22 protein-coding genes are annotated in these 24,311 nt (G+C 47.4%); 2 read left to right on the top strand and 20 right to left on the bottom strand.

The window, feature by feature from the left end:
* Positions 1–46: 46 nt before the first annotated feature.
* Together ABLT31_RS00625 and ABLT31_RS00620 are read right to left on the bottom strand one after the other, a co-directional pair.
* Complete coding sequence (locus ABLT31_RS00625) at positions 47–508, bottom strand: divergent PAP2 family protein (RefSeq protein ID WP_367747537.1); 462 nt, start codon at positions 506–508, stop codon at positions 47–49.
* Positions 509–587: 79 nt separating this feature from the next.
* Positions 588–1,943: a class I SAM-dependent rRNA methyltransferase gene (locus ABLT31_RS00620; RefSeq protein ID WP_367747535.1), complete on the bottom strand. Its 1,356-nt coding sequence runs from the start codon at positions 1,941–1,943 to the stop codon at positions 588–590.
* A gap of 131 nt (positions 1,944–2,074) precedes the next feature.
* Between ABLT31_RS00620 and ABLT31_RS00615 the strand changes: the two genes are divergently transcribed.
* A complete protein-coding gene (locus ABLT31_RS00615; protein WP_367747532.1) occupies positions 2,075–3,010 on the top strand; it encodes a Na/Pi symporter in 936 nt (311 codons plus the stop codon).
* 63 nt (positions 3,011–3,073) lie between these two features.
* Here the strand turns inward: ABLT31_RS00615 and deoC are convergent, their stop codons facing one another.
* From deoC to gpr, 14 genes are all read right to left on the bottom strand, one after another.
* On the bottom strand, positions 3,074–3,745 hold the full coding sequence (gene deoC, locus ABLT31_RS00610; protein ID WP_367747529.1) for a deoxyribose-phosphate aldolase: 672 nt from the start codon (positions 3,743–3,745) through the stop codon (positions 3,074–3,076).
* Entirely contained in the window at positions 3,742–4,179 is a 438-nt protein-coding gene (locus tag ABLT31_RS00605; RefSeq protein ID WP_367747526.1) for an NUDIX hydrolase, read from the bottom strand. Before ABLT31_RS00605 ends, deoC begins: the two co-directional genes overlap by 4 nt.
* Before the next feature lie 179 nt (positions 4,180–4,358).
* Positions 4,359–5,699, bottom strand: a complete 1,341-nt coding sequence (gene mtaB / locus ABLT31_RS00600) for a tRNA (N(6)-L-threonylcarbamoyladenosine(37)-C(2))-methylthiotransferase MtaB (RefSeq protein WP_367747523.1) — start codon at positions 5,697–5,699, stop codon at positions 4,359–4,361.
* 3 nt (positions 5,700–5,702) lie between these two features.
* Positions 5,703–6,455, bottom strand: coding sequence for a 16S rRNA (uracil(1498)-N(3))-methyltransferase (locus tag ABLT31_RS00595; RefSeq protein ID WP_367747520.1), 753 nt, complete (start codon positions 6,453–6,455; stop codon positions 5,703–5,705).
* Positions 6,456–6,468: 13 nt separating this feature from the next.
* The gene (prmA, locus tag ABLT31_RS00590; RefSeq protein ID WP_367749328.1) at positions 6,469–7,407 is read right to left on the bottom strand and encodes a 50S ribosomal protein L11 methyltransferase; all 939 of its coding nucleotides are present in this window, start codon (positions 7,405–7,407) and stop codon (positions 6,469–6,471) included.
* Positions 7,408–7,453: 46 nt separating this feature from the next.
* Complete coding sequence (dnaJ, locus tag ABLT31_RS00585) at positions 7,454–8,566, bottom strand: molecular chaperone DnaJ (RefSeq protein ID WP_367747518.1); 1,113 nt, start codon at positions 8,564–8,566, stop codon at positions 7,454–7,456.
* 101 nt (positions 8,567–8,667) lie between these two features.
* The gene (gene dnaK / locus ABLT31_RS00580; RefSeq protein ID WP_367747515.1) at positions 8,668–10,509 is read right to left on the bottom strand and encodes a molecular chaperone DnaK; all 1,842 of its coding nucleotides are present in this window, start codon (positions 10,507–10,509) and stop codon (positions 8,668–8,670) included.
* Between the two features lie 54 nt (positions 10,510–10,563).
* Positions 10,564–11,118, bottom strand: coding sequence for a nucleotide exchange factor GrpE (gene grpE / locus ABLT31_RS00575; protein ID WP_367747513.1), 555 nt, complete (start codon positions 11,116–11,118; stop codon positions 10,564–10,566).
* 16 nt (positions 11,119–11,134) lie between these two features.
* Positions 11,135–12,682 (bottom strand): TCP-1/cpn60 chaperonin family protein, encoded by a 1,548-nt coding sequence (locus ABLT31_RS00570; protein WP_367747510.1) that lies wholly within the window; start codon positions 12,680–12,682, stop codon positions 11,135–11,137.
* 13 nt (positions 12,683–12,695) lie between these two features.
* Complete coding sequence (gene hrcA, locus ABLT31_RS00565; protein WP_367747507.1) at positions 12,696–13,733, bottom strand: heat-inducible transcriptional repressor HrcA; 1,038 nt, start codon at positions 13,731–13,733, stop codon at positions 12,696–12,698.
* An 84-nt stretch (positions 13,734–13,817) separates the two neighbouring features.
* Positions 13,818–14,960 carry a radical SAM family heme chaperone HemW gene (gene hemW / locus ABLT31_RS00560; RefSeq protein WP_367747504.1) on the bottom strand — a complete coding sequence of 381 codons (1,143 nt, stop codon included), beginning with the start codon at positions 14,958–14,960 and terminating at the stop codon, positions 13,818–13,820.
* Between the two features lie 67 nt (positions 14,961–15,027).
* Positions 15,028–16,842, bottom strand: coding sequence for a translation elongation factor 4 (lepA, locus tag ABLT31_RS00555; RefSeq protein ID WP_367747501.1), 1,815 nt, complete (start codon positions 16,840–16,842; stop codon positions 15,028–15,030).
* 95 nt (positions 16,843–16,937) lie between these two features.
* Positions 16,938–17,291 carry a DUF3679 domain-containing protein gene (locus ABLT31_RS00550; protein ID WP_367747497.1) on the bottom strand — a complete coding sequence of 118 codons (354 nt, stop codon included), beginning with the start codon at positions 17,289–17,291 and terminating at the stop codon, positions 16,938–16,940.
* 26 nt (positions 17,292–17,317) lie between these two features.
* On the bottom strand, positions 17,318–18,445 hold the full coding sequence (gene gpr, locus ABLT31_RS00545; RefSeq protein WP_367747494.1) for a GPR endopeptidase: 1,128 nt from the start codon (positions 18,443–18,445) through the stop codon (positions 17,318–17,320).
* Positions 18,446–18,619: 174 nt separating this feature from the next.
* On the opposite strand from gpr, the gene rpsT reads away from it, so the two are divergent.
* Entirely contained in the window at positions 18,620–18,886 is a 267-nt protein-coding gene (rpsT, locus tag ABLT31_RS00540; protein WP_367747492.1) for a 30S ribosomal protein S20, read from the top strand.
* A 59-nt stretch (positions 18,887–18,945) separates the two neighbouring features.
* Here the strand turns inward: rpsT and holA are convergent, their stop codons facing one another.
* From holA to ABLT31_RS00520, 4 genes are all read right to left on the bottom strand, one after another.
* Positions 18,946–19,977 (bottom strand): DNA polymerase III subunit delta, encoded by a 1,032-nt coding sequence (holA, locus tag ABLT31_RS00535; protein ID WP_367747489.1) that lies wholly within the window; start codon positions 19,975–19,977, stop codon positions 18,946–18,948.
* 222 nt (positions 19,978–20,199) lie between these two features.
* Complete coding sequence (locus ABLT31_RS00530; protein ID WP_367747486.1) at positions 20,200–21,270, bottom strand: anti-sigma factor family protein; 1,071 nt, start codon at positions 21,268–21,270, stop codon at positions 20,200–20,202.
* Positions 21,267–21,815 carry an RNA polymerase sigma factor gene (locus tag ABLT31_RS00525; protein WP_367747484.1) on the bottom strand — a complete coding sequence of 183 codons (549 nt, stop codon included), beginning with the start codon at positions 21,813–21,815 and terminating at the stop codon, positions 21,267–21,269. Before ABLT31_RS00525 ends, ABLT31_RS00530 begins: the two co-directional genes overlap by 4 nt.
* Positions 21,808–24,219 (bottom strand): DNA internalization-related competence protein ComEC/Rec2, encoded by a 2,412-nt coding sequence (locus tag ABLT31_RS00520; protein ID WP_367747481.1) that lies wholly within the window; start codon positions 24,217–24,219, stop codon positions 21,808–21,810. The genes ABLT31_RS00525 and ABLT31_RS00520 overlap by 8 nt, the downstream gene beginning before the upstream one ends.
* Positions 24,220–24,311 lie beyond the last annotated feature (92 nt).

The following is a 24,311-nucleotide window of genomic DNA, read 5'->3' as shown; positions in this document are numbered from 1 at the left end:
GAAAGATGTCATAAACCGTTGTCGGAAGGCAACTACTTTTGTAGTATTATCTTCTAGAAAACAAAAAGCTCAACGCCCCCATGGCAATCCCAAACACTGCCCCTGCCATAACCTCAGATGGCAAGTGCCCCAATCTCTCTTTTAATTCCTTTTCCGTATGATGAAAGGGAGCAATTTCCGGGTGGCTTTCAGACAGCTTTTCAACCGACTCCTTCAAGTCGTTTACTGCGATAGCGGTTTGTCCGGCATGATATCTGACTCCTGCCGCATCATACATAACTATGACCCCCAGCAGGGCTGCAATGGAGAATTCCGCCGAAGTAAACCCTCTCCTTAGCCCAATATAAGTCGCAAGCGAGGAAACCCCTGAAGAGTGAGAGCTTGGCATGCCTCCAGGAGTCAAAGCCGCCTTGATATTCCATTTTCCAGTTTGGGCATACTCAAACGGGATTTTAAGACCTTGTGCTAGCAAAATACTGGATAGCGCTGTCGTAATGGCTTGACTCATAAAGTCACCCCCTTTATATCCTTCCCGCGTACCCTGAAGCAATACGGGAACCGTTTGATAAGGGGGCGAATCCATTTCCTTACTTGGAGTGGACCTCAAAAATGGCGAATTTCAAGTAATGTCCCTCATTGACCCCCAATATTTCCGGATGGTCTTTCCCCGCCCCGGACCAATGCACTAAGCGAAGAATTTTTTTCGCATCGAAAGCAGCTTCTTCAATCGTCTCCCGGAATAGATCCGGGGACATGTGATAAGAACAGGAAGCCGTGACCAGGAACCCCCCTTCATTAACGAGCTTCAAACCCTGCAAATTAATGTCTTTGTATCCCCGGCAGGCAGATTTTACAGCCCCTCTGGATTTGGCAAAGGCCGGAGGATCCAGGATCACGACGTCCCATGTTCTTCCGCTGGAAACTTGCTCCCTCAAATAATCAAATGCATTGGCCACGACAAATTCAACTCGATCTGTAAAACCATTAAGTTCAATATTCTTTTTGGCCGTCTGAATGGCATGATCCGAAATATCCAGACACGTGACTTTCTTTGCCCCATGCTTGCACGCATTAAGCGTAAATGATCCGGTATGGGCAAAGCATTCCAAGACCGTGGCTCCATCCCAATACGGATACTGGACCACCTTTCCATTTTTGTTCACGGGCAATGATTGCGGCTGGCCGTGAACATCCATCTCCAGGGAAATTTGCTGCGTAAATTTCGGATTATCCGGATCGTCTGCCTTAATTTGATCAAGCGGAACCAGCTGAATGCCGCTTCGGGCTCCCCACCCTTTCATCAGAGGAGCGATGGCAGCGCGATTTTCCCTTTGGTCAAAGAAGAAACCGGTCTTTTGACCTTCCTTGACATCAATAATATACCTTAAATCATTCTCTACAATTTCAACATCCGTTTCGAATTCTCCATGCCAAAAGCCTTTTTCTTGAACAAGCCCTTCCAATTCCCGAACGGGCACATCATTGCGCAAATAAATCCCCCTCGGTTGGAAAACATCGAGTAGAGCTTGTTTAATCCAGTCCTTGCGCAATTCCATCCCAAGAGATAGGATTTGTACAACTAAAATATCCTCAAACTTATCTACGATTAAACCGGGCAAAAAATCAGCTTCCCCGTAAACAGCCCGGTAGGATTGAATCTCCCCTAAGAAACGGCGGCGGTATTCACTAGCTGACTTGATCCTTTCCTGAAAGAAGGCCGGGTCTACCTCCTCATGAGGGTCATACGATAACACCCTCACTACAATTTGAGATTGCGGGTTAATGTAGCCTTTGGCTAAAAAATGCCCTTTCTGGTTACAGACTTCCACAATGTCTCCAGGTTCAAAATCCCCCTCGATCCTTGCTACCTCTGACTGAAAAATCCAGGGATGCCCTTTCTCCGCTCTTTTCTTTCGATTGCTTGCCAAATGCACTTTAGCCATCTCTTGTTTATCCTTTCCTTGCTCTATTGGTTTTCAGGCAGGAAAATGCTTGTCATGCCTGTCTACATCACGTCATACCTATAATTATCTTGAATTTTTCCCTCTAGAATTATCCAAATAGGAGCTGAACCATGAAAGAGATCATCATCCCGTTTGCAGTTGGAATCTCCCTCTTTATGTTTGGCATGCAAATTATGAAAATAGGGTTGAATAACCTCGCAGCCCATAAGCTAAAGGATATTCTCACCCGTTTCACTAAAACCCCAGTACATGGCTTTATGACGGGAACCCTAATCACAATGCTGCTGCAAAGCAGCAGTGCGGTTACCGTGATTACGATCGGTCTGACCAATGCTCGATTGCTTACTTTTTCTCAAACCATCGGAATCATTCTAGGAACAAACATCGGCACGACCGTCACCACTCAAATTATTGCCTTAGATATCTATGAGTATGCCATTCCCATCTTCCTTACCGGATCCTTTCTATGGTTCCTGCCCAACCACGTGCTCCGATGTACCGGACTGGCCTTAGCCGGTTTCGGATGCATCTTTTTGGGCATGCAGGCCATGCAGGACATTGTCCATCCGATTAAGGAAACCGGGATCTTTAAGGATCTTATTCTGTGGGGTTCAGAAAACAGCGTTATCGGAATCCTTATTGGTACGGTAATGACGGCGGCCATCCAAAGCAGCTCTGCGACAACAGCCATTACGATGAGCTTTATGGCAGATCACTTGATCCCGCTTACCATGGCCATTGCTATTGTACTCGGAAGCAATATCGGAACCTGCATGACGGCTTTCATTGCATCTGTTGGCGGAAACACGGCTTCTATTCGAGTCGCATGGAGCCATATTATACTTAATATTGCTGGAGTTATTGCTTTTATCCCCCTCATTGGAGGGTTAGCTCTCATCACTACTACTCTAAGCAATCACGCTCCTGCACAGGTTGCCCATGCCCAAACCATTTTTAACGTGGTCTGTTCCTTGGCTGTGCTGCCTTTTGCTTCCGCCTTTGCCCGTTTTATTGAATTCCTTATTCCCGAGAACCGTAAAATTTGAACAAAACCAAAAAGGCCTGTGCCCAGTGAAACTCACATGGCACAAGCCTTTCAACTGCTCGTTCTAGTAGCCTTCAGCTGAAGCCTTTTTTCCAGTCACAATTGAGATGCCTGCACTTGCCCCAATCCGCGTTGCGCCTGCCTCAACCATGGCCAAGGCCGTCTCATAATCCCGCACGCCGCCTGACGCCTTAACGCCGATATCCGGACCGACTGTACGGCGCATGAGTTGAATGTGCGGTACCGTTGCCCCGCCTGGTCCGACCCCCGTAGACGTCTTTACAAAATGAGCTCCCGCTTCAACAGAGAGTTTTGAAGCCTGTACGATTTCTTCTTCAGTCAGTAACCCTGTCTCCAGGATCACCTTCACAATGGCTTTATCCTTCGCGGCTTCCACAACAGCGGCTACGTCCCTCTTAACCCATTCCAGATCTTGAGATTTTAACGCACCTATATTAAGCACCATATCAATTTCTGTGGCTCCTTGCGCTACGGCTTGCCTGGTTTCAAATGCTTTGACTTCAGTAGCATTCGCTCCCAAAGGGAATCCTACTACAGTAGCAACCTGCACTCCAGTACCGGCCAACCGTTGGCTGCATAGGCTTACCCAGATCGGATTGACGCAGACTGCAGCAAATTCATGCTCGCGAGCCTCTTGGCACAATTGTTCAATTTGCTCCCTTGTTGCTTCAGGCTTTAACAGCGTGTGGTCTATGTATTGATTCAATCGTTTCATAAAGACTTTCCTTTCTCTAATTGTAGCAGGGAATAGGCTTTTTCCATTACGGAATGATTATTATCGTAACCGGAGGACATTTGGGCTGCCCAAGCCTTATCCGGATCCATCCATGTTACTTTGTTGATTTCTTCAATCTGAGGGACCAGCTCTCCGCCCTGGGCTTCAATGAGATAGTAATGAACCTCCTTATGTACCAAGCCCAATTGCGGATGATAATATTGATAGTAAATGACCTCCAATGGCTCCACTACTCGGCCTTCGATTCCCGTCTCTTCTCTGACTTCCCTCAACGCCGTTTGTTCCATCGTCTCGCCCGGCTCCTGCTTTCCTTTAGGCAAGGAGACCTTTTGGTATCGGTCCTCTATGATGAGCAATTGCAGCTGCTCTCCCTGTCTTCGATATACGACTCCTCCGGCTGATATCTCTTTCATTTCAGATCACCCTTTTCTAAACCCTCTATCCCTATTAGGTCGATTGAAAATAGGGAAGAACCGGTTCAACCTACAATCTTTCCCTTATTTTACCCTTTATTTATGAAGAAAAAAAGTTTCTTCTCCAACGCAAATAGGATATCCGGAAAATAAGTTCCCAGATATCCTGCAATGCTTACCTAACGGGCCATAGCAGCTGGATCAAGCTCTCTTATAAAGGTGCCTTTACAGAATTCCACCCCTGGCTCGTCTAATTGTACACGAACCATTTTACCCAAAAGGTCCGGTGTACCCTTAAATATCACCTTAAGGTAATTATCCGAGTATCCATAAAATAAATTCGGCTCTCCTGACACATCCGAATAAGGGCTTTCGGGAATAATATCCAATGCCTGGCCTAAAAATTGCTTAGCGTATTCCAAAGAAAATTGATTTGAAAGATCAATAAGCCGCCCCACTCGCTCATTTTTGATTTCCTCGGGCACTTGATCTTCAAACTTGGCAGCCGGGGTACCTGTTCTCTTGGAATAAGGGAAAACATGCATCTCAGCAAACTGGATCTCTTGAATAAACTCAAAGCCACTTTCAAACAAGGCTTTCGTTTCTCCAGGAAAACCCACAATCACATCCGTTGTAATCGCTACGCCAGGCATCGCTTCACGGATCTGTTCGATTTTCCGCCGGTATTCGTCCACCGTATACTTCCGGCGCATCCGCTTGAGTACTTGGTCATTCCCAGCCTGAAGAGGAATATGCAAATGGCGGCACATCTTATCCGAAGTGCGGAGAACCTCAATGACCTCATCCGTAATCTGACTCGCTTCAATCGAGCTGATTCTCACCCTTTGCAGCCCCTCTACCTTATCCAAGTCCCACAGAAGCTTAGCGAGGTTATAATCTTCCAGGTCTTCCCCATACCCTCCGGTATGGATACCTGTTAGTACAATTTCCTTATATCCGGCTGCCACCAGCTTGCGGGCTTGTTCAAGCACATTCTGAGGGTCTCTGCTCCGCATTAATCCACGAGCCCACGGGATGATGCAAAATGTGCAAAAGTTATTGCAGCCCTCTTGAATTTTCAGCGATGCTCTTGTTCGGTCGGTAAAATCCGGAACCTCCAGTTCTTCAAACTGTCGGGTCTTCATGATGTTTTTCACCGCATTAATCGGTTCGCGATCTCTTCGGTAGGTGTCTATCAGCTCCAGGAGCTGTTCCCTTCCCTGAGTTCCCAGAACAATATCAACTCCCGGAATATTGGCTACTTCCGCCGGAGAAGTTTGGGCATAGCAACCCGTTACCACGACGATTCCCTCCGGATTGCGCCGAACGGCTCGACGGATCACCTGGCGGCTTTTTTTGTCTCCGGTATTTGTTACCGTACACGTATTGATCACATAAACGTCTGCGTCTCCCTCGTACGGTACCTGTTCATATCCGCCCTGCTTAAAAATTTGCCAAATGGCTTCTGTTTCATAATGGTTAACTTTACACCCGAGTGTTTGAAAGGCAACAGTAGGCATACCTTACCTACCTCCCAACTGTTCATAGTAGTACGAAAGACAGGATAGTCCATAAAGGGCCGCAGTTTCCGTTCGCAGAATTCTTTTTCCCAGCATAACGGGAAGAAACCCGAATTGCATTGCCTCTTTTACCTCTGTCTCCGAGAATCCTCCCTCCGGGCCGATAACCATAAGTATACTTGATGTTGTATCGAAAGCAGCTAATGCCTCGTGAAGGGTTTTCGTTTGTTCATTTTCATACGCCAGAAGTGCCAAATCGTAATCTTTGGAGAGCTGAAGCAGCTGCTTCCAGGAATGAACGGGCTCGATGGCGGGAACAAACTGCCGATGTGCCTGCTCAGCTGCTTCCTTGGCAATTTTACTCCACCGCTCAAGCCTTTTCTGTTCCTTTTTTGCGTCTAGCTGGACAACCGTTCGAGACGAGGTAAACGGAACGAAAGCTCCAGCCCCCAGTTCCGTCCCTTTTTGGATAACCCATTCCATTTTATCGCCTTTTGGCAATCCTTGTGCCACGGTGACCCGGATCGGAAGCTCGCGATCCAAAGAAAGCTTCTCTACCATGCGGCATAGGATTTCCTCTTTTTCGATTTGCTCAATCTTGCACAGATAACAGGCTCCCTGCTCATCGCAGCAGATCAATTCGTCTCCAACAGAAGACCTCATCACCCTCGCAATATGGGTAACATCATCTCCCACAATGACGACCTGCTCTCTTTCCGCGGATACATTTTGCTGTGCTACAAAATACCTTTGCATCGCTATTCCTCATCTATATTTTTTTCGCAGCTATGGAAACCCAATCATCAAGCTCCTGTACTTCCATAATCTGAAAGCCAGCTTGGAGCAACGCTTCTTTTACTTCTTGTTCCTTTTGAGAAATAATGCCCGAGGTAATAAACAATCCGCCGGATGGAAGCAAGGAATAAGCGTCATCCACAAAGCGAACGATGATTTCGGCCAATATATTGGAGACGATCAGATCAGCTGGTGCAGAAATGCCTTCAAGCAAATTGTTTTGTTTAATGTTTATTTTGCCCTCAACGTGGTTGATTTCCGAATTGATAAAGGTGGATTTTACTGCAATCTCATCCAGGTCCATCGCCAGTATGGAGCTTGCACCGAGCCTGGCAGCTGCAATGCTCAGCACGCCTGATCCGCAGCCGACATCAATCACCTGATCCCCTGGTTTTACATACTTTTCCAACGCGCGGATACAAAGGACGGTTGTGGGATGTGTACCGGTTCCAAACGCCATACCGGGATCCAATTCGATAATCAATTCTTCTTCAGACTCTGGTTTGTACTCTTCCCATGTCGGGGTGATGGTAATCCGTTCAGATATCTTGACCGGCTTATAATATTTTTTCCAAGCTGTCGCCCACTCTTCTTCCTGCACTTCCGCCAAAGAAATCTCGGCCCGACCAATGGGAATGTCAAAGCTTTCTAAGCTAAGCACTCTTTGCCTGATCTCCTCCACGGTTTCGGCTATGTGATGATTGACAGGGAGGTACGCCTTGACTATGACTCCTTCTTCTGGATAATCGTTCGGAGAGAGTTGATAAATTTCACCATAGGATACATCCCACTCCCTGTGAAGAAATTCCGGATCCTCTATAACGACACCGCTAGCCCCCGATTCGTGAAGTATATTGGAAACCGGCTCTACAGCCTCTTGGGTGGTGTGAATGCTAACTTCCGACCATTTCATATTGCTCATTTTCCTGCTCCCTCCTGTTATCCCTTATTGCCAAAGGCTAATCTCCTCGAAATGCCCGCTTCATCTTATCAAAGAAGGAAGCTTCCTCTTCCGTCGGTTTGACTCCATTCAATTCGCCAAACTCGCGAAGCAAATCCTTTTGCTTTTCTGTTAGATTGGTTGGCGTCACGACAACTACCCGAACATGCTGATCTCCTTGAGCATTGCGGCGCAAATGCGGAACCCCTTTGCCGCGCAAGCGGAAATAGGTATCCGTTTGAGTTCCGGCCGGAACCTTCAGTTTGACTTTGCCGTCCAGCGTAGGAACCTCAATTTCATCCCCCAGCGCAGCTTGCGCAAAGGTAATCGGCACTCTGCAGTAAATATCGTAGCCATCCCGCTCAAAAAACTCATGCTGCTTCACTCGAATGACAACATAGAGATCTCCCGGAGGCCCCCCGTTGGCACCTTGTTCCCCTTCTCCAGGAACGCGAAGCTGAGCCCCTTCATCCACACCCGCCGGGATATTAAGATGAATCTTCCTGCGCTTCTTTACGGTTCCTGTCCCGCGGCATCCGGAACACTTCACTTGAATGATCTTTCCTTTACCGCCGCAAGAACCGCAGGTTCTGCGATTCACCACTCGGCCAAACGGCGTATTGGCCACTTGCTCCTGCTGACCTGTGCCGCGACAGGTTGAACATGTCTCAACTTTACTGCCCGGTTCCGCTCCTGAACCATGACAGGTATCACATTCCATATCTTTTGGAATCTCTATATCCAATTCTTTCCCAAAAACCGCTTCTTTAAATTGTAAAGTTAGTGTATATTGAAGATCCGCTCCCTGGCGAGGGGCATTTGGGTTTCTTCGGCCTCCGCCGCCAAAAAACATGTCAAAGATATCCCCAAAACCGCCTGCAAAATCCTGTCCGCCAAAGCCAGCGTTCGGATCGGTTCCCGCATGCCCATACTGGTCATACATGGCTCGCTTTTGGGAATCGCTCAGGACATCATAAGCTTCCTTGACTTCTTTAAACTTTTCTTCTGCGTCCGGAGCTTTATTGACGTCAGGGTGATACTGACGCGCCAGCTTACGGTAAGCTTTTTTGATCTCGTCCTCAGATGCCCCCTTGCCTAAACCGAGGACCTCGTAATAATCTCGTTTACTCATTTTCCTGCCTCACTCCCGCTTGGGTTTGCCTTGCAATAATGGATTCTAACAGGGAAAAAGTCAAAGCCAAGTATATCCTTGACTTTGACTCAATGCAACCCCTACTTTTTATCCTCATCAACAACGGTGTAATCTGCATCTACAACGTTATCCTTTTTATTTGCGCCTGCCGCAGGATCAGCTTCCGTCTGCGCACCTGCTGCCTGGGCCGCTTGAGCTGCTTGCTCGTAAAGCTTGACAGATAGCTGCTGCACGATTTGGGAAAGCTCTTCCTTCGCCGCTTTAATCGCTTCTAGATCTGTGCCTTGCAAAGCTGTCTTAACCTTTTCTTTCGCATCATTGGCCTTAGCCACTTCCGCTTCATCTACTTTGCCTTCCAGATCCTTAAGCGTCTTTTCCGTAGTGAAGACGAGCTGATCCGCTTCATTGCGAACCTCTACTTCTTCCTTGCGGCGGTTATCCGCTTCCGCATTCGCTTCCGCTTCCTTCACCATACGGTCGATTTCCTCGTCACTTAAGCCGGAGGACGACGTGATTGTAATCTTTTGCTCTTTACCTGTACCCAAATCTTTTGCCTTAACGTTTACGATACCATTCGCATCAATATCAAAGGACACTTCGATTTGCGGAACACCGCGAGGTGCAGGAGGGATATCCGTCAATTGGAAGCGGCCGAGTGTCTTATTGTCGGCTGCCATCGAACGTTCCCCTTGAAGAACATGAATTTCTACTGATGTCTGGCTATCGGCTGCCGTAGAAAACACTTGGGACTTGCTTGTTGGAATCGTCGTGTTACGGTCAATTAACTTCGTCATAACTCCACCAAGCGTCTCAATTCCTAGGGAAAGAGGTGTAACATCAAGAAGAACGACGTCTTTAACATCTCCCGTTAATACCCCTGCTTGAACCGCTGCCCCTAAAGCAACAACTTCATCTGGGTTAACCCCTTTATGAGGCTCCTTGCCCGTATATTTGCGGATCGCTTCCTGAACAGCAGGAATTCGTGTAGATCCACCCACCAACAAGATCTTATCGATTTGTTGCGGCTGCAATCCAGCATCTTGAAGAGCCTGGCGTGTAGGACCCATGGTTCTCTCCACAAGGTGGGTAGACAACTCTTCAAACTTCGCGCGGGTCAAAGTTACTTCTAAGTGCTTTGGTCCTGTAGCATCAGCCGTAATGAACGGTAGAGAAATGGTCGTGGTCAAAACGCCAGAAAGATCCTTTTTTGCTTTTTCCGCTGCGTCTTTTAAACGTTGAAGAGCCATCTTATCGTTAGACAAATCAATGCCGTTTTCCTTCTTAAACTCGGCTACCAAGTAGTCAATAATCACTTGGTCAAAATCATCACCACCGAGCTTGTTATCACCAGATGTCGCTTTTACTTCAAAGAAACCTTCAGACAATTCGAGGATGGATACGTCAAACGTTCCGCCACCCAAGTCGTAAACAAGGATCGTTTGGTCATCCGACTTCTCTAACCCGTAAGCTAGTGCTGCCGCAGTAGGCTCATTCACGATACGCAAAACTTCCAGACCGGCAATTTTACCGGCATCTTTGGTAGCTTGGCGTTGGCTATCGTTAAAATAAGCCGGAACCGTGATTACCGCCTTATCCACCTTTTCTCCGAGGTAAGCTTCTGCATCTGATTTCAATTTCTGCAGAATAATGGCAGATATTTCTTGTGGAGTAAAATCCTTACCTTCTGCTTGTACTTTATGGTTAGTCCCCATATATCTCTTGATGGACATGATCGTATCAGGGTTGGTAATAGCTTGGCGCTTGGCTGTTTCCCCTACAATACGCTCACCGCTTTTGAAGGATACAACAGATGGCGTGGTACGGTTACCTTCCGCATTGGGAATAACGACAGGCTCTCCGCCTTCCATTACCGCAACACAAGAGTTGGTGGTTCCTAAATCGATACCAATTACTTTACTCATGGTTTAACTTCCTCCTATATTACACACTTTGTGATTTTGCTGACGCAATAGAAATTAAGAACTAACCTTCACCATGGAAGGGCGGATCACGCGGTCTTTTAGCAAGTAGCCTTTTTGCAGCTCCTGGATCACTGTGCCCGCTTCGTGCTCAGCGCTCTCTTCTTGCATCACGGCTTGGTGGAACTGGGGATCAAAGGGCTTCCCTTCTGCTTCGATCGCCTTCAGCCCCTCTTGCTCCAGCGTCTGCCGGATTTGCCGAACCACCATTTCTACGCCTTTAATCAGCGAGTCGGAATGCTCAGCCGATTGTCCTGCAGCCAAAGCTCGCTCTAAATTGTCGATAGCTGGCAAAAGCGCTTCAATCAACGGCTGCGAAGCATACTTAAGCAGCTCTTCCTTTTCCTTGCGGGTTCTCTTTCGGAAGTTATCGAAATCCGCTTGAACGCGGAGATAACGGTTGTAATTTTCCTCTGCCTCCTGCTTAAGGGCAGCAACAGGATCATCCTCAGTTAATGGCGTTTCCGCTTCCGGGGACTCCTCCTGCTCTACTCCTTCCTTCACTTCGGTCTCTTCTAAAATTTCTTGCTCAGCCTGATTTTTTTCTTCCATTTCGGTATTTCAACTCCTATTCCTGTGATTCCGAATAAGATTTCATCCGGATAACAGTATGAATTCTCAAAATGCTCTCGGCTACTTCTGCAGCGGCCTTTAGAGCATAATACTTGACCAGAGCGGGATCAATGATTCCAGGCTCCAGCAGATCCTGTACCTTACCCGTAGAATAATCCAGGCCAATAAACGTGGATCCGGCCAAGCGCTGGGCGGAACGAACTTCTTCGAGCTTCTCCAGAGGGTTAAAGCCCGCATTGGCCATCATTTGACCCATCGGTTTTTGCAAAGCGGCCAGGACGGCTTCCACGCCGTATCCCTCAAGCCCTTGGATGCCCGCACGCCGACTTTCCAATCCACGGCAGATGCCCATTTCCGCACTGCCACCCCCAGCGACGATCCCACCCTTTACGGCCGCTTGGACGGAGGATGCCGCATCTCTTGCTATCCGTCCTCGTTCGCCTACGACTTCCGCCGTTGCTGCGCCAACCAGGATGGTGGCGGTTGCCTTCCCGCGGCCCCGTTCAATCCGCACTCGTCCCGTCCGGTCATCTGTACGAAGCTGTTCCGCTTGGCCAAGCAGCTCAGTCAGCTCCATGGATGATTTATTTAACCCCATCCTTTTAATGGGCTTAGCTCCGACATGATCTGCCAGGCGAACTAATTCCGCTTTTGGAACCCTATGTAGTACCGTGATCCCCCGGTCGATGCAGAACTCTTCCGCTATGGGATCACAGGAACGCTGACAGACAATCAAGGAAACTCCTAAATCTGCTATCTTTTGAAGATTATATTTAAAAGCTTCTTTGTTATCAAGGAAACGTTGAAAGCCGATCTCCGTCCCCAATGCTTCCTCGTCAATTTCTTCCGGAGCAAAACCATCTTCCAGGATCAGGATTAAAGGATCTTTCAATCGGGTGGGCATTTGTTTGGAAAGGGGCATACGAGCTAAGAGGACCCCCTCAAACACTTCGCTTTCTTCCCCTTCGTAAGGGTAAACCAGGTCGGATAGCCTCCAGTCCTCTTGCAGGAGTTGTTCGTATCCAACCAGATGGCAGCCTTCCATGACAAGATTGCAAATATCCTGATTTTCCCTAGAAGCAATGTATGCTACTCTCGCTAAATTGGGATCATCCAAACCTTGTATAGGGATGGAAATCTCCTGGAGATGGGAAAGAGAAAATTCAATCCCCTTTCGGATGCCAGCAATCACTTGAGACACAGGAACCCCTCGGTGCACCTGGGCAGCTCCCTCCTGAACGAGAGAGCTGGCCAAGATGGTGGCCGTGGTAGTGCCGTCCCCCACTTTGTCTTGTTGGGCCGTTGCAATCTTGATCAGCATCCTCGCGGCAGGGTGCTTCACTTCCATTTTCTCGAGAATGGTGACGCCGTCATTGGTTACAATGACCTCTCCATCCTCATCCACCAGCATAGTGTCCAAGCCCTTAGGTCCCAGCGTCCCTTCTACAGCGGAGGAAACCGCACGAATGGCATTCACATTGTTCATCAACGTCGAAAGCCGTTCTTCCCCAGCTTTTTGCCCACTCTCTCCAGAACGGTTCATCACTTTCTACTCCTTATATCTTCTTGCTATAAAATCTCTCAAGGGCATGGGAGAGGTCTTTGGCAAGAAAATCTACAATACTTATCACTTTGCCGTACTCCATCCTCGTCGGGCCTAAGATGCCGATCGTCCCTAACGGTTGCCCGTCTACATGATAGGTCGCACTGATGATGCTGCAATTGCTGATTGCGTCCTCTCGGTTTTCTGTCCCGATTCTCACCTGGATTCCTGGAATGGATGGGCTAAAGTGCTTGAGGAGCTGCTCATTTTGCTCCAGGAAATCAAGTATTTCCTTCACCTTTTCCACATCCCGGAATTCCGGCTGCATCATGATGTTCGTGGTTCCCTTCAGGACGACCTTTTCTTCCAGCTCCTCATCCACAAAAGTGTCTTCAAGGATTTGGATAGCCGTCTGATAATTGTCCATCAGCTTTTGCAATTCCGTGGATAACTCCCTATGGATTTGGGTCCTCAGCTCATGAAGAGGGATCCCGACCAGTTTGGAGTTAAGAAAATTGACTAGCTTTTCAATCTCATGGATAGGAACCCCATCCGGCACATGGATGGTCTTGTTCTGAACCTTTCCCGAATTGGTTACGATAATGGCTACGGCTGTGTCGTTGGTTAATGGGATAATCTGAATATGCTTCAAACGGGCATCGACCACCTCATGACCAAGCACGATCGAGGTGTAGTTGGTCAAACTGGAAAGAATCGCTGCCGTTTGTTGAGTAATCTGTTCAAAAGCATAGTATTTCTCAGCAAATAATTGCCGAATGTTAAATACATCGCCATGGGTAAGCTGGGATGGCTGCACGAGATGGTCTACATAGTAGCGATACCCTTTTTGCGAAGGAATGCGCCCTGCCGACGTATGAGGCTGCTCAAGGAAGCCCAGCTCTTCCAAATCGGCCATTTCATTGCGGATGGTAGCTGAACTGTACCCTACATCCTCTCGCTTAGAAATCGTCCGTGAACCGACAGGCTCAGCATGGCGTATATAATTGTCAACGATAGCATGAAGGATTTGGATTTGTCTCGTGGATAACAACCTGATCCCTCCTTATTGTTAGCACTCGAACTTGTTGAGTGCTAATGGCTTCTCAATAAAAATACCAAATTGATAAGACCCTTGTCAACTGCCAAGGAATCGAAGGAAAACCTCATTTCCCAACGGAATGCCTCGTTCACTTAAACGAATCCGATGGCCCTCTTGTTCAAGCAGTCCCAAGTTCGTCAGTTCTTCCATTTCCTTCCCAAAAACCTCTTCGAGTGGGCAGCCATATCGCTGAAGAAAGTCATCTTCCGAGACGCCCTGCATCAAACGCAGTCCCATAATCATGAACTCTTCCATAGCCTCTCGAGGAGTGACTGCAAATTCTTCAATTCGCGGCAGTCCCTTTTCGTTGACGAGCTGAATATATTGCTGAACAGGCCCGGCGTTGACGTGCCTCTTTCCGAGTACATACCCATGAGCACCAGCACCAATTCCATAGTATTCCTCGTTTTTCCAATAGGTTTGATTGTGCCGGCTCTCAAATCCCGGTCTGGCAAAATTGCTGATTTCGTATTGCCGGAATCCCTGTCGGTCCATTTCTCGGCGCACCCGCTCATACATCGCAACCTCTTCCTCTTCTGGAGGGAGCAGCAACTGATTTTTTTCATATAAGACATGGAATCGGGTATTCTCCTCCACCTTGAGGCTATAAGCGGAAAAATGCTGCAGATTTAAGGAAAAAGCCTGATCTAGAGTACGCTGAAAGATTTCCAGAGTTTGCCCTGGGAGCCCGAAGATCAAGTCAATAGAAATATTCTCAAATCCAGCTCGCCTCGCATTTTCAATACTGCGGAGCACTTGCGCTGTATCATGTATTCGACCGATATTCTTCAGCAGTTCATCATCAAAAGCCTGAACACCATAGCTAAGGCGGTTTACCCCGCCTTCTCTCATAATGGTTAGTTTATCCAAATCCGTCGTGCCGGGATTCGCTTCCATCGTAAATTCCATATCTGGAGCTTGGTTGGGGATTCTTTTTTGAATGGTCTCCAGGAAAAATCGCATCTGCTCTACAGATAGGAAGGTCGGCGTGCCTCCCCCGACAAAAATCGTATCCACTCGAAGCGAAGGATTCCTTCGCATTGTAGCCTCTAGTTCCTTTTCTAATGCATAGAGATAATCCCATATCAATTGCTGATTATCTGTCACGTACGAATTAAAATCACAATAGTAGCATTTATTCGTGCAGAACGGGATATGGATATATATAGACCGGGGCATTTTATCCTCCTCTTTATTAAATGATAGATAAAAGGCCTTGGCAGACGCCAAAGCCTATTAGTGCGGATTATTTTTTATCCATTTGCAGGACAGCCATGAAAGCTTCTTGCGGAACCTCGACGTTCCCCACTTGCTTCATGCGCTTTTTCCCTTCTTTCTGCTTCTCTAGCAGTTTACGCTTACGTGAAATGTCTCCACCGTAGCATTTAGCCAATACGTTTTTGCGCATCGCTTTAATGGTTTCCCTCGCCACGATCTTCTTTCCAATCGCTGCTTGAACAGGAACCTCAAACATTTGTCTTGGAATAAGCTCCTTTAGCTTTTCGCATAGCAGCTTACCGCGAGCGTGAGCCGAATCTTTATGGACAATGATCGATAAGGCATCGACCACTTCGGCATTTAGCATGATATCCATCTTCACCAGCTTCGACTGACGATAGCCGATGACCTCATAGTCGAACGAGGCATATCCTTTTGTACTTGATTTTAACTGGTCAAAAAAGTCATAAACGATTTCCGCCAACGGCATTTCATAAATGATTTGCACACGGTTCTCATCGATATACTGCATATCGATAAAGTCTCCGCGCTTGCCTTGGCATAGTTCCATGATCGCCCCTACAAAATCCTTCGGCACCATGATCGAAGCTTTCACATACGGTTCTTCAACGAAATCAATAAACTGAGCGTCCGGCATCTTCGATGGATTGTCAATATCGAACTGTTCTCCGTCCGTCTTCTTCACCTTATAAATAACGCTAGGTGCCGTGGTAATCAGGGTAATATTAAATTCCCTTTCGATCCGCTCTTGAATGATTTCCATATGGAGTAGTCCAAGGAAACCGCAACGGAAACCAAAACCTAAGGCTTGCGAAGTTTCTGGTTCGAATTGTAAGGATGCATCATTGAGCTGCAGCTTTTCCAAAGCTTCGCGCAAATCGTTATACTCCGCTGTATCCACAGGGTAAAGGCCGCAGAAAACCATAGGATTGATTTTCCGATAACCTGGCAGGGGCTCTTTTGCTGGGTTCTCCGCGCCGGTAATCGTATCCCCCACTCGAGTATCCCCTACAGATTTAATGCTTGCTGCAACGAAACCAACATCCCCGACGGTCAATTCATTTACTGCGATGGGAAAAGGAGCTGATGTTCCGACTTCGGTTACTTCAAACACTTTATTCGTGGCCATCATTTTAATCTTCATCCCTTTGCGGATGGTTCCGTTGACCACACGGATATTCGCGATGACCCCGCGGTAAGCATCATAATAAGAGTCAAAGATAAGAGCCTGTACAGGCGCGTCCGGGTCACCTTGAGGGGCGGGTACCTTTTGCACCACTTGCTCAAGGATCTCTTCAATTCCGATACCGGCTTTAGCGGAAGCAAGAACGGCATCGCTCGCATCCAGCCCAATCACATCTTCTACTTCGTTTTTGACGCGGGCTGGCTCTGCGCTAGGCAAATCAATCTTATTGATAACCGGGATGATCTCCAAGTTATTATCGAGGGCCAAGTAAACGTTCGCTAGCGTTTGCGCTTCGATCCCCTGAGCAGCATCTACAACAAGCAAGGCTCCTTCACAGGCAGCCAAACTCCGGGATACTTCATACGTAAAATCAACATGCCCCGGTGTGTCTATGAGATGAAGAATGTATTCCTCACCATCTTTTGCTTTATACTTCAAGCGAACAGCGTTTAGCTTAATTGTAATCCCGCGCTCCCTTTCCAAATCCATGGAGTCCAGGAACTGATCTTCTTTCTCCCGATCGCTTAACGTCCCGGTGAACTCTAGCAAACGGTCCGCTAATGTGGATTTCCCATGATCGATATGTGCGATTATAGAAAAGTTGCGAATCTTTTTTTGTCTTTCACGTCTATCCATAGTATGAAAATACCTCCCTGAGGCGAAAAAATGCACTAATTTCAATTATAGCAGGGGAGGTATTCGGAAGCAATGCCAAAACATTATTTTCCGCGTTAATCCATAACCCAATCCATTAGTTCCTGTGTGGCTGAGGTCATCCATCTCCCTACATGATTTCCCATGCTGCTGGCCCAATTTTCGATGGAGCGATCGTGACTGCCTGAAGAAACAGGCGACTGGGGAAGCGATTCCTCAAGAATGGTGTTCTGGCTGCTCAATGAATACTGCTTTCCGAGGACCGTCATCTCCATCTTTCCTTGGTCTACTCTGGCTATATGAAAGGATTGGGCAGGTCCATCTTCTGTCCCCTCTACACGCTGGATGCCTTTTTCCGCTAGGTGAATCCCTCCGATTACCAGACAGGACATCACCATGACCAGCAGTATAAACTGAATTCTCCACTTCATTGATTCATCGCTCCCTTAATCACCCTTTAGTGCGTATAGGCTGAAACGTTATCCATATCAATCTGGTCATGCAATGCAGCATTTAATCCATTCGCAATAATATTGGCGATATCTTCAACAAATTCATCCACTTCCTTGGGGGTAACAATGAGATTGTGGCCTAATGGCTGCAAGACTTCGCGAATGAGTTCCCTTTTTTCCATCTCCGGAAGCGTTCCGACCAATCCCATGATTACCTTTTTTCCTTCATCGGAGGGCTGGTCCTGGGCTTCAAAGGGCTTTGGCTTTCCGGGCAAATTAAAGCCTGCTGGGGTAAGGCGGTTTGATGGTGCCGGGTTAGCTGCCTCCCTCATTTGCCTTCCCATATGCGAGAGAACATAGTCAATCGTATCGCTTGCGATGGATACGGCATCGACCACTGTCGGCACCCCTATCGCGATAACCGGAATCCCCAAGGTCTCCCGATTAAGCGGCTTGCGCTTATTCCCAACGCCGGAACCCGGATTAATGCCTGTATCCGAAATTTGAATCGTGCTGTTTACCCGTTCGATGGAGCGGGAAGCCAGGGCATCCACAGCAATGACAAAATCAGGCTTTGTCCTTTCCACAACGCCAAATACAATCTCGCTTGTCTCGATTCCTGTAATGCCCAACACTCCAGGAGACAAGGCACTGACAGCCCGATAGCCTTCCTCCACATGTTCCGGCATGAGTTCGAACAGATGACGCGTTACCAAAAGATTTTCTACAACAATCGGCCCAAGCGCATCCGGCGTGACGTTCCAATTTCCCAGTCCGACTACTAGCGCCTTGGCTTCCTTGGAAATCCCCAGATCCAGCAGGAATTGGCTAAACGCATGAGCAAACCGGGAAGCCACCATATTCTGCAGATCCGTATCTTTCCTGCGCAGTCCGGGAGCTTCAAGCGTCAAATAGTTTCCCGGCATTTTTCCGATCGATTGGGCTCCTTGTTGATCTCTTACATGAACTCTAGTAATCCGGACCCCATTCTCTTCTTGGGTATCCATTTCCACTCCGGGGATGTGGGGAATCCCTGATTTCTCCGCTGCCAGCTGATGGGCTTCCAAAGCAAGGTCCGTACGCACCGAGTATTGGCTGAGATCTAATTCCTGCTTATCCTGGTTTATAGACATGAGTTAACAGCTCCTATCTTCCATTTTTTCACAAAACTTCTATATTTATAATGCTATAAAGCCCTTCTTTTTATACAACTCCGTTATTGCATTTCTATTTTCGGCATGATAGAATGTTTTCTGTTGCTAACTTCAGCGAATGTTATTTATGGATGCACCAAGGAGGTGAATCTGATGCCAAATATTAAATCCCAAATTAAGCGTACTAAGACAAATGAAAAAAGACGTCTTCAGCGCGTATCGCAAAAATCTGCTCTTCGCACAGCTTTGAAGGGTGTTGAAGCAGCGGTTGCGACGAATGATGTTGCTGCAGCTCAAGAAGCATACAAGCTTGCTGCTAAGAAGCTAGACAAGGCTGTAACAAAAGGTCTTATTCATAAAAATGAGGCTGCTCGCAGAAAGTCTCGCTTGGCTCAAAAAGTGAACGGCGTTACTGCCTAATCACTCAGGATAAAAAAGGAGTGTCCTTGCTTTCGCAGGAACACTCCTTTTTTTCATTTCTACGCCTCGATCATATCTCTCAGTCTCATAAAAAACAATTCCATGGAAAGGGACTTGTCCATTTGCCCTGTTTTGATGCGAAAATCCTCTTCCGCAAGATAGGCAATGATCCTCCGCAAAGCCTTTTCGCTGAATCGTTGTGCTTTTTCCGCCGCCAGCTTAACGGGATAGGGGTGCACGCCTAGCGAGGAAGCCATCTGCTGCCCCGAATAGCCCTTGGCCGCTAATACTTTGACTTGGAGAATCAATCGGAACTGGCGAGCGAGCAAGCTCAGGACGGTTAATGGCTCTTCTTTATTCTTTAAGAGGTCATAGTAGATCCTCATGGCTTGGTCAATATCCAATCGCGAAGCTTTGTCTATCAAACCAAAAATATCCTGCTCTAGTGTGCGAGATGCTAAGGCATCTACGACTTCTTCCGTAATCATCCCACCTTGGCCCACATAGGAAGCCATCTTGTCCAATTCCTGCTGTAAGCGCCTAAGATCGTTTCCGACAATCCGATCTAGGTCTTGCGCTGATGGATCGTCAATCTGCACTCCCCGTTTTTGCGCTTGCCTCTTGATCCAACCCCACAGCTCATGATCCTTCAACGGCATAAAAGGAAATACTGCGCCTGCCGACTTCAGCTGTTTCACTAGTTTTTTCCGTTCATCCAGTTTTTCTTGAAAGACCGTCAAAATGAAAATGCTGGTATCAATGGGTCTTTCCAAATAAGCTTGGAGGGCCTCGAGCTGATGATCCGCACCACCGCTTGCTTTAGCGCCAGTTAGAAATAAGGCATGCTTGGCCACGACAAGCCGTTTCTCTCCCATGAAGGGAAGGGTCTCGGCATCCATGACTGCTTGCTGAATCGGGATTTCATTCATATCATAGACACTGAAATTAAAGTCCAAAAACTGCTCATCCAATGCTTTATTTTTTATAAAGGAAACGCACTCTTCGATTAAAAAGGCTTCCGTTCCATATAGAAGATAAACAGGTTTAAACTCTCCCCGCTGGACTTCCTTGAAAATATTTCGATACTCCACCTGCTACACCTCACTACCAAGCTTTGACTTCTTCATTATACCAGAAAGTTAACGGGGGCACTTTCTGGAGAGAACAAGATAAAAAAAGGGCAGCCATGCATTCTCAGGCTACCCTTCTTATTCCTCTATCCCCGTATATGTAAACGCCGGAATGCCGAACCCTAGGCTTCAGCAACCGGACGGAAAGCAGAAAGTCATTGCTTGCTATACTATACGCAGGGACTATTGTTTTTGTTCCTGTTTATCTTTCACGCTAATCAGCCATTTCTCAGGTTTCTCCGCAGGCTGCTCTGTTCCGCCATTAGCGGGATATAGAGTATACAAGACCTTAGCGGAGTCGACCCACTCCACCGAGACATAAGCGGCTCCTTGCCATTCATGGCTTCGAAACGCTTCCTTCCCCTGCTGGTCCAGAATGATAACTCTTTGCCCTTCCACCCGAGCGCTCCACAAACCATCCGGCGAGGCAAACGAATCGGGCTCTTTAGGCGCTGCAGCTAAGCTCTTCTGTGCTGGGGCAGAATCGGCAACAGGTTCTTGCTCTTCTGATGGCTCCACGGCCGCGAGCGACTGGACGGGTTCAGAAGGTTCGGGTTCGCTGGCCGGAGGGGCCATTGCAATTTCGCTTTCCAATGGGGCTTTCTCCTCTTCCGCCTTTGTCTGTTGCTCCTCTGTCTCTGATTTCCTCTGAGGAGCTTCGGGTGGCGCAACCGGTTCTTTCAGTTGCGGGGCTTGCCCCTCCTGTGCGATGGGTTCGCTGGCCTTGGACATAGCAACCGGTTCATCAGAAGGCTCAGCGGGTTGGCCCGGTTCAGACGGTGTCACTTCCTGCTCCTCGCGATTTTCCACCATCGCCATCTGGTCTTGTGCATTCTTCTCTTCATCCGGAGGTGCAACGAAAGATTCCATGGATTCGCTTTCCGTACCTTCTTGCATTCCAGCTAGATTCAATTCCGGTTCTTTAAAGAACTGCGGTACTGCCATTAGCAAGATAATGGCTGCGGCCACCCCTCCTGCTGCTAAAGACCAAGTTTTCCAAGCCATCTTATTCTTTTTCAAAAAGGGAGATTCCTCAGTTTTGCCTAATTCCGGCAGGATAGCGTCCACTAGGCTGATCGGAGGCTCCACATCTGGTAGACTTTCGAGCTCGGCATGCAATTCTTTTAAAGTTTGATACATGGATTGGCATTCGTTGCATGAACAAAGATGTTCTTCCATCAGGGTCATTTCGCTTGGCGTCAAATCGTTATCTAAACTCCGCTGCATATACTCGGTCACCTCTTCACACCTCATACCCGAACACCACCTTTCTGATAGTCCTGGAGAAGCTTTTGTAGCTGCTGTCTGGATCTGAATAAATGTGATTTAACCGTATTAAGGGGAAGCTCCAGCGCTTCGGCTATCTCCGTATAGGAAAAATCCTGAATGTAGCGCATGACCACAACCGTCCGATGCTGTTCGGGCAACAAATTGATTGCTTCCCTTATATCTTTAGCCATATGGCTTAACTGAACTTCTTCTTCAACGTCTGTTTTATCCTGAAGCGGTAACCCATGTTCATCGATGGAGGTCGTTTCTTTCCTTTTTCGGCAATGGTCAATGCATATATTCGTTACGATTCTCTGCACCCAAGTCGTAAATTTGGCTTTTTCCTGGTATGTGCCAATCTTGTTATACACTTTAATGAGTGCTTCCTGTGCAGCATCCATCGCATCCTGCTCATTTTTTAATATATAGTAGGCTGTTTTGTACACAGATTTCTCTATTGTTCTTAATAATTCAATGAGGGCGTCGCGATCGCCCGCTTGTGCAGCTCTGATCAGATCTGCTTCAGTCACTTGAGTTCCCCCCTCTGTGATCTTTCTGACGGTCTGGCCTTCCCAAAGGTTGCAGGTAGGTCCAAACTTTCATGTCATTAAGGCTAATCTCCACCGTAACCGCCCCATGCTGGTCGGTTCTGAGGATACCGCTATTTATATCCTTTATTCTATTAAGCACTTCCTGGTGCGGATGCCCATATCGATTGTTTCTGCCTGCTGATATCACGGAGAAATCGGGCTGAGCAGTATGTAGCCATTCGCTCGTTGTTGAACTGTTGCTTCCATGATGCGCGACCTTTAGGACATGGATCTTTTCTAAAATTTGCTGCTCTAAAAGCTCCTCCTCGCCTTTCTCCTCCAAATCACCCGTAAAAAGGACTCTGAAGCCATATGCTTCAAGCAATAGCACCAGCGAACGGTCATTATCGGAGTAGTTCGAGCCTGCTCCGGGGTGCAGAATCCTCCAATGAATCCCGTCCGCATCCGTCCATGCGATTCCTCTGCTTCCTTGGTACAAGGGAATGCGCTTGGCTCGGAAAAATGCATAAAGGGATGTTTCCTCCTCGCTTGCGGGCAGAGCGCCGTTGACGAGGACACGCCTAATGGGTATTTCCGCAGCCACCGAGGCTAGTCCGCCGATATGATCCAGATCGCCATGAGTAATAGCTAGAGTATGCACTTCATTAATCCCTTGAGCCTTCAAAAATGGGATAATGACGTTTTTTCCGGGGTCAAATTCTCTTTTTCTTACCCTCCATGATTCTTCTCTATCATAATTTAATACACCGCCGCCATCAATCAGGTAAACCTTATTTTTGGGCAACTGAACGACAATCGCATCCCCTTGTCCTACGTCCAAGAAGGTAATCTTCACTTTATTGCCCTGTAAAGGAAGGAAAAGCAAAAAAGCCACAAGGCCTGTCATTGAGCATATCCATAACAATTTCCTACCTTTTATTATCCATAGCCCACTATAAAGGACAATGTAATATATTGCCAACCACCAAATAGAAGGACTTGCCATGTAATAAAGAAAAGCTTGCCCTTCCGTAACCTTTTTCAAGGTTTCATTCACCAGGGCAAGGAAAAGGCCTAAGCTTTCTGTCCAAAGCTGAACTAAACCGGGGTGGATAATGCCTAGCATAAACAAAACAAATCCTATAGGAATGACAATGACTGAAAATAGGGGAACGAAGAGAAGGTTGATGACGAGAGAGAGAAAATGATATTGGTGAAAATAATAGACCGTCAAGGGAAAAGAAACCAGCTGAGCAGTTACAGCGACCGCGAGCAGAGAGGAGATAGAGGCGGGCAGATAATGAAAATATCCGCTGATTGTTGGAACAAACATAATAAGTCCCCATGTTACGAGAAAAGACAACTGAAAGCCAATGTCCCAGAGATGATAAGGGTTGTAAAGAAGCATAAGAAACAAAGCTATCCCCCAGAGATTCAACCCATCCCTTGGACGATGAAGATAAACTCCAATAAGCGAGACCATGGCCATAATCCCGGAACGGACAATGGACGGGGCTGCCCCTGCCAGGATCGCATAAGTCGGGATGATGGCAAGAGTGATCAGAATGGAAGTTTCCCTTGTTAATCCTATAAAGCGAAGCGTCCCTAAAATACCTCCGGCAATAATCGTCATATGAAGCCCGGAAATAGCCAGAACATGGATTAGGCCTGTATCTGCATAAAGATCCGAGATTTCCTCAGGAATGACCCCCTTGATCCCCAGCAATAAGGTTTTCATGATGTCAGAAGAACCTGGAGGAAAGGTATGATCCATGGAAAGCTCGAGATAAGCCCTTAGCTTGTATGCCCATACATCTGCTCTCCACAGAGAAGGCGGTTTGACTTTTATCGCAGACCAGGAGGAAGAATGCAAGGTCCAGTGGATTCTCTTATAATATAAAAATTCCCGATAATCAAAGGAGCCGGGATTCGAACCTGGTTCAGGCCTCTTTAATCGGGCTGGGAGCTGAAGCAGCATGCCATAGGACAATTTCCTGGCTTGCTTCTGTTCTTCCTCAGACTTCAAGAAGATACGAACCTCCGCCGTTTCCTCGATACGCTTCCCCTGCAGTTCCATCAAAGCCATTCGAAACTTCACGACATCCCCGTCTACCTCAACCGCCGAAACAATCTCTCCAGTCAGCAGGATTTCTTCAGCCGATTCCTTTAAAACGCTTTGATTGCTGACATCATACCAGAAATAATACCCTCCCCCGCCGAAAATAATGGAACAAGCCAGGAGGTACTCCCTCATGGTTAGGGTAAGGCAGGACCTGCAAGCAAACACTGCTGTGACAATCAGAAGGTAACCTAGAGAAACCCAGTGGCTTTGAATGAAAAAGTGGGAAGCAGCCATTCCTAAAGCAAGCAATAAAGCTGCTGAATACATTGGCCTGTCACGCAATCTTCATCACTCCCCGTCCTGCTTTTTCTCCATCATATCCCTTTAGGAGGCAGGAAAAAAGCCCCACAGCGAAAGTGGGGCTTTCAGGCTCA

The sequence above is a fragment of the Ammoniphilus soli genome, from assembly GCF_040813775.1.
The sequence above is the reverse complement of the archived record's forward strand: the minus strand, read 5'-3'. Positions and strand labels throughout refer to the sequence as shown.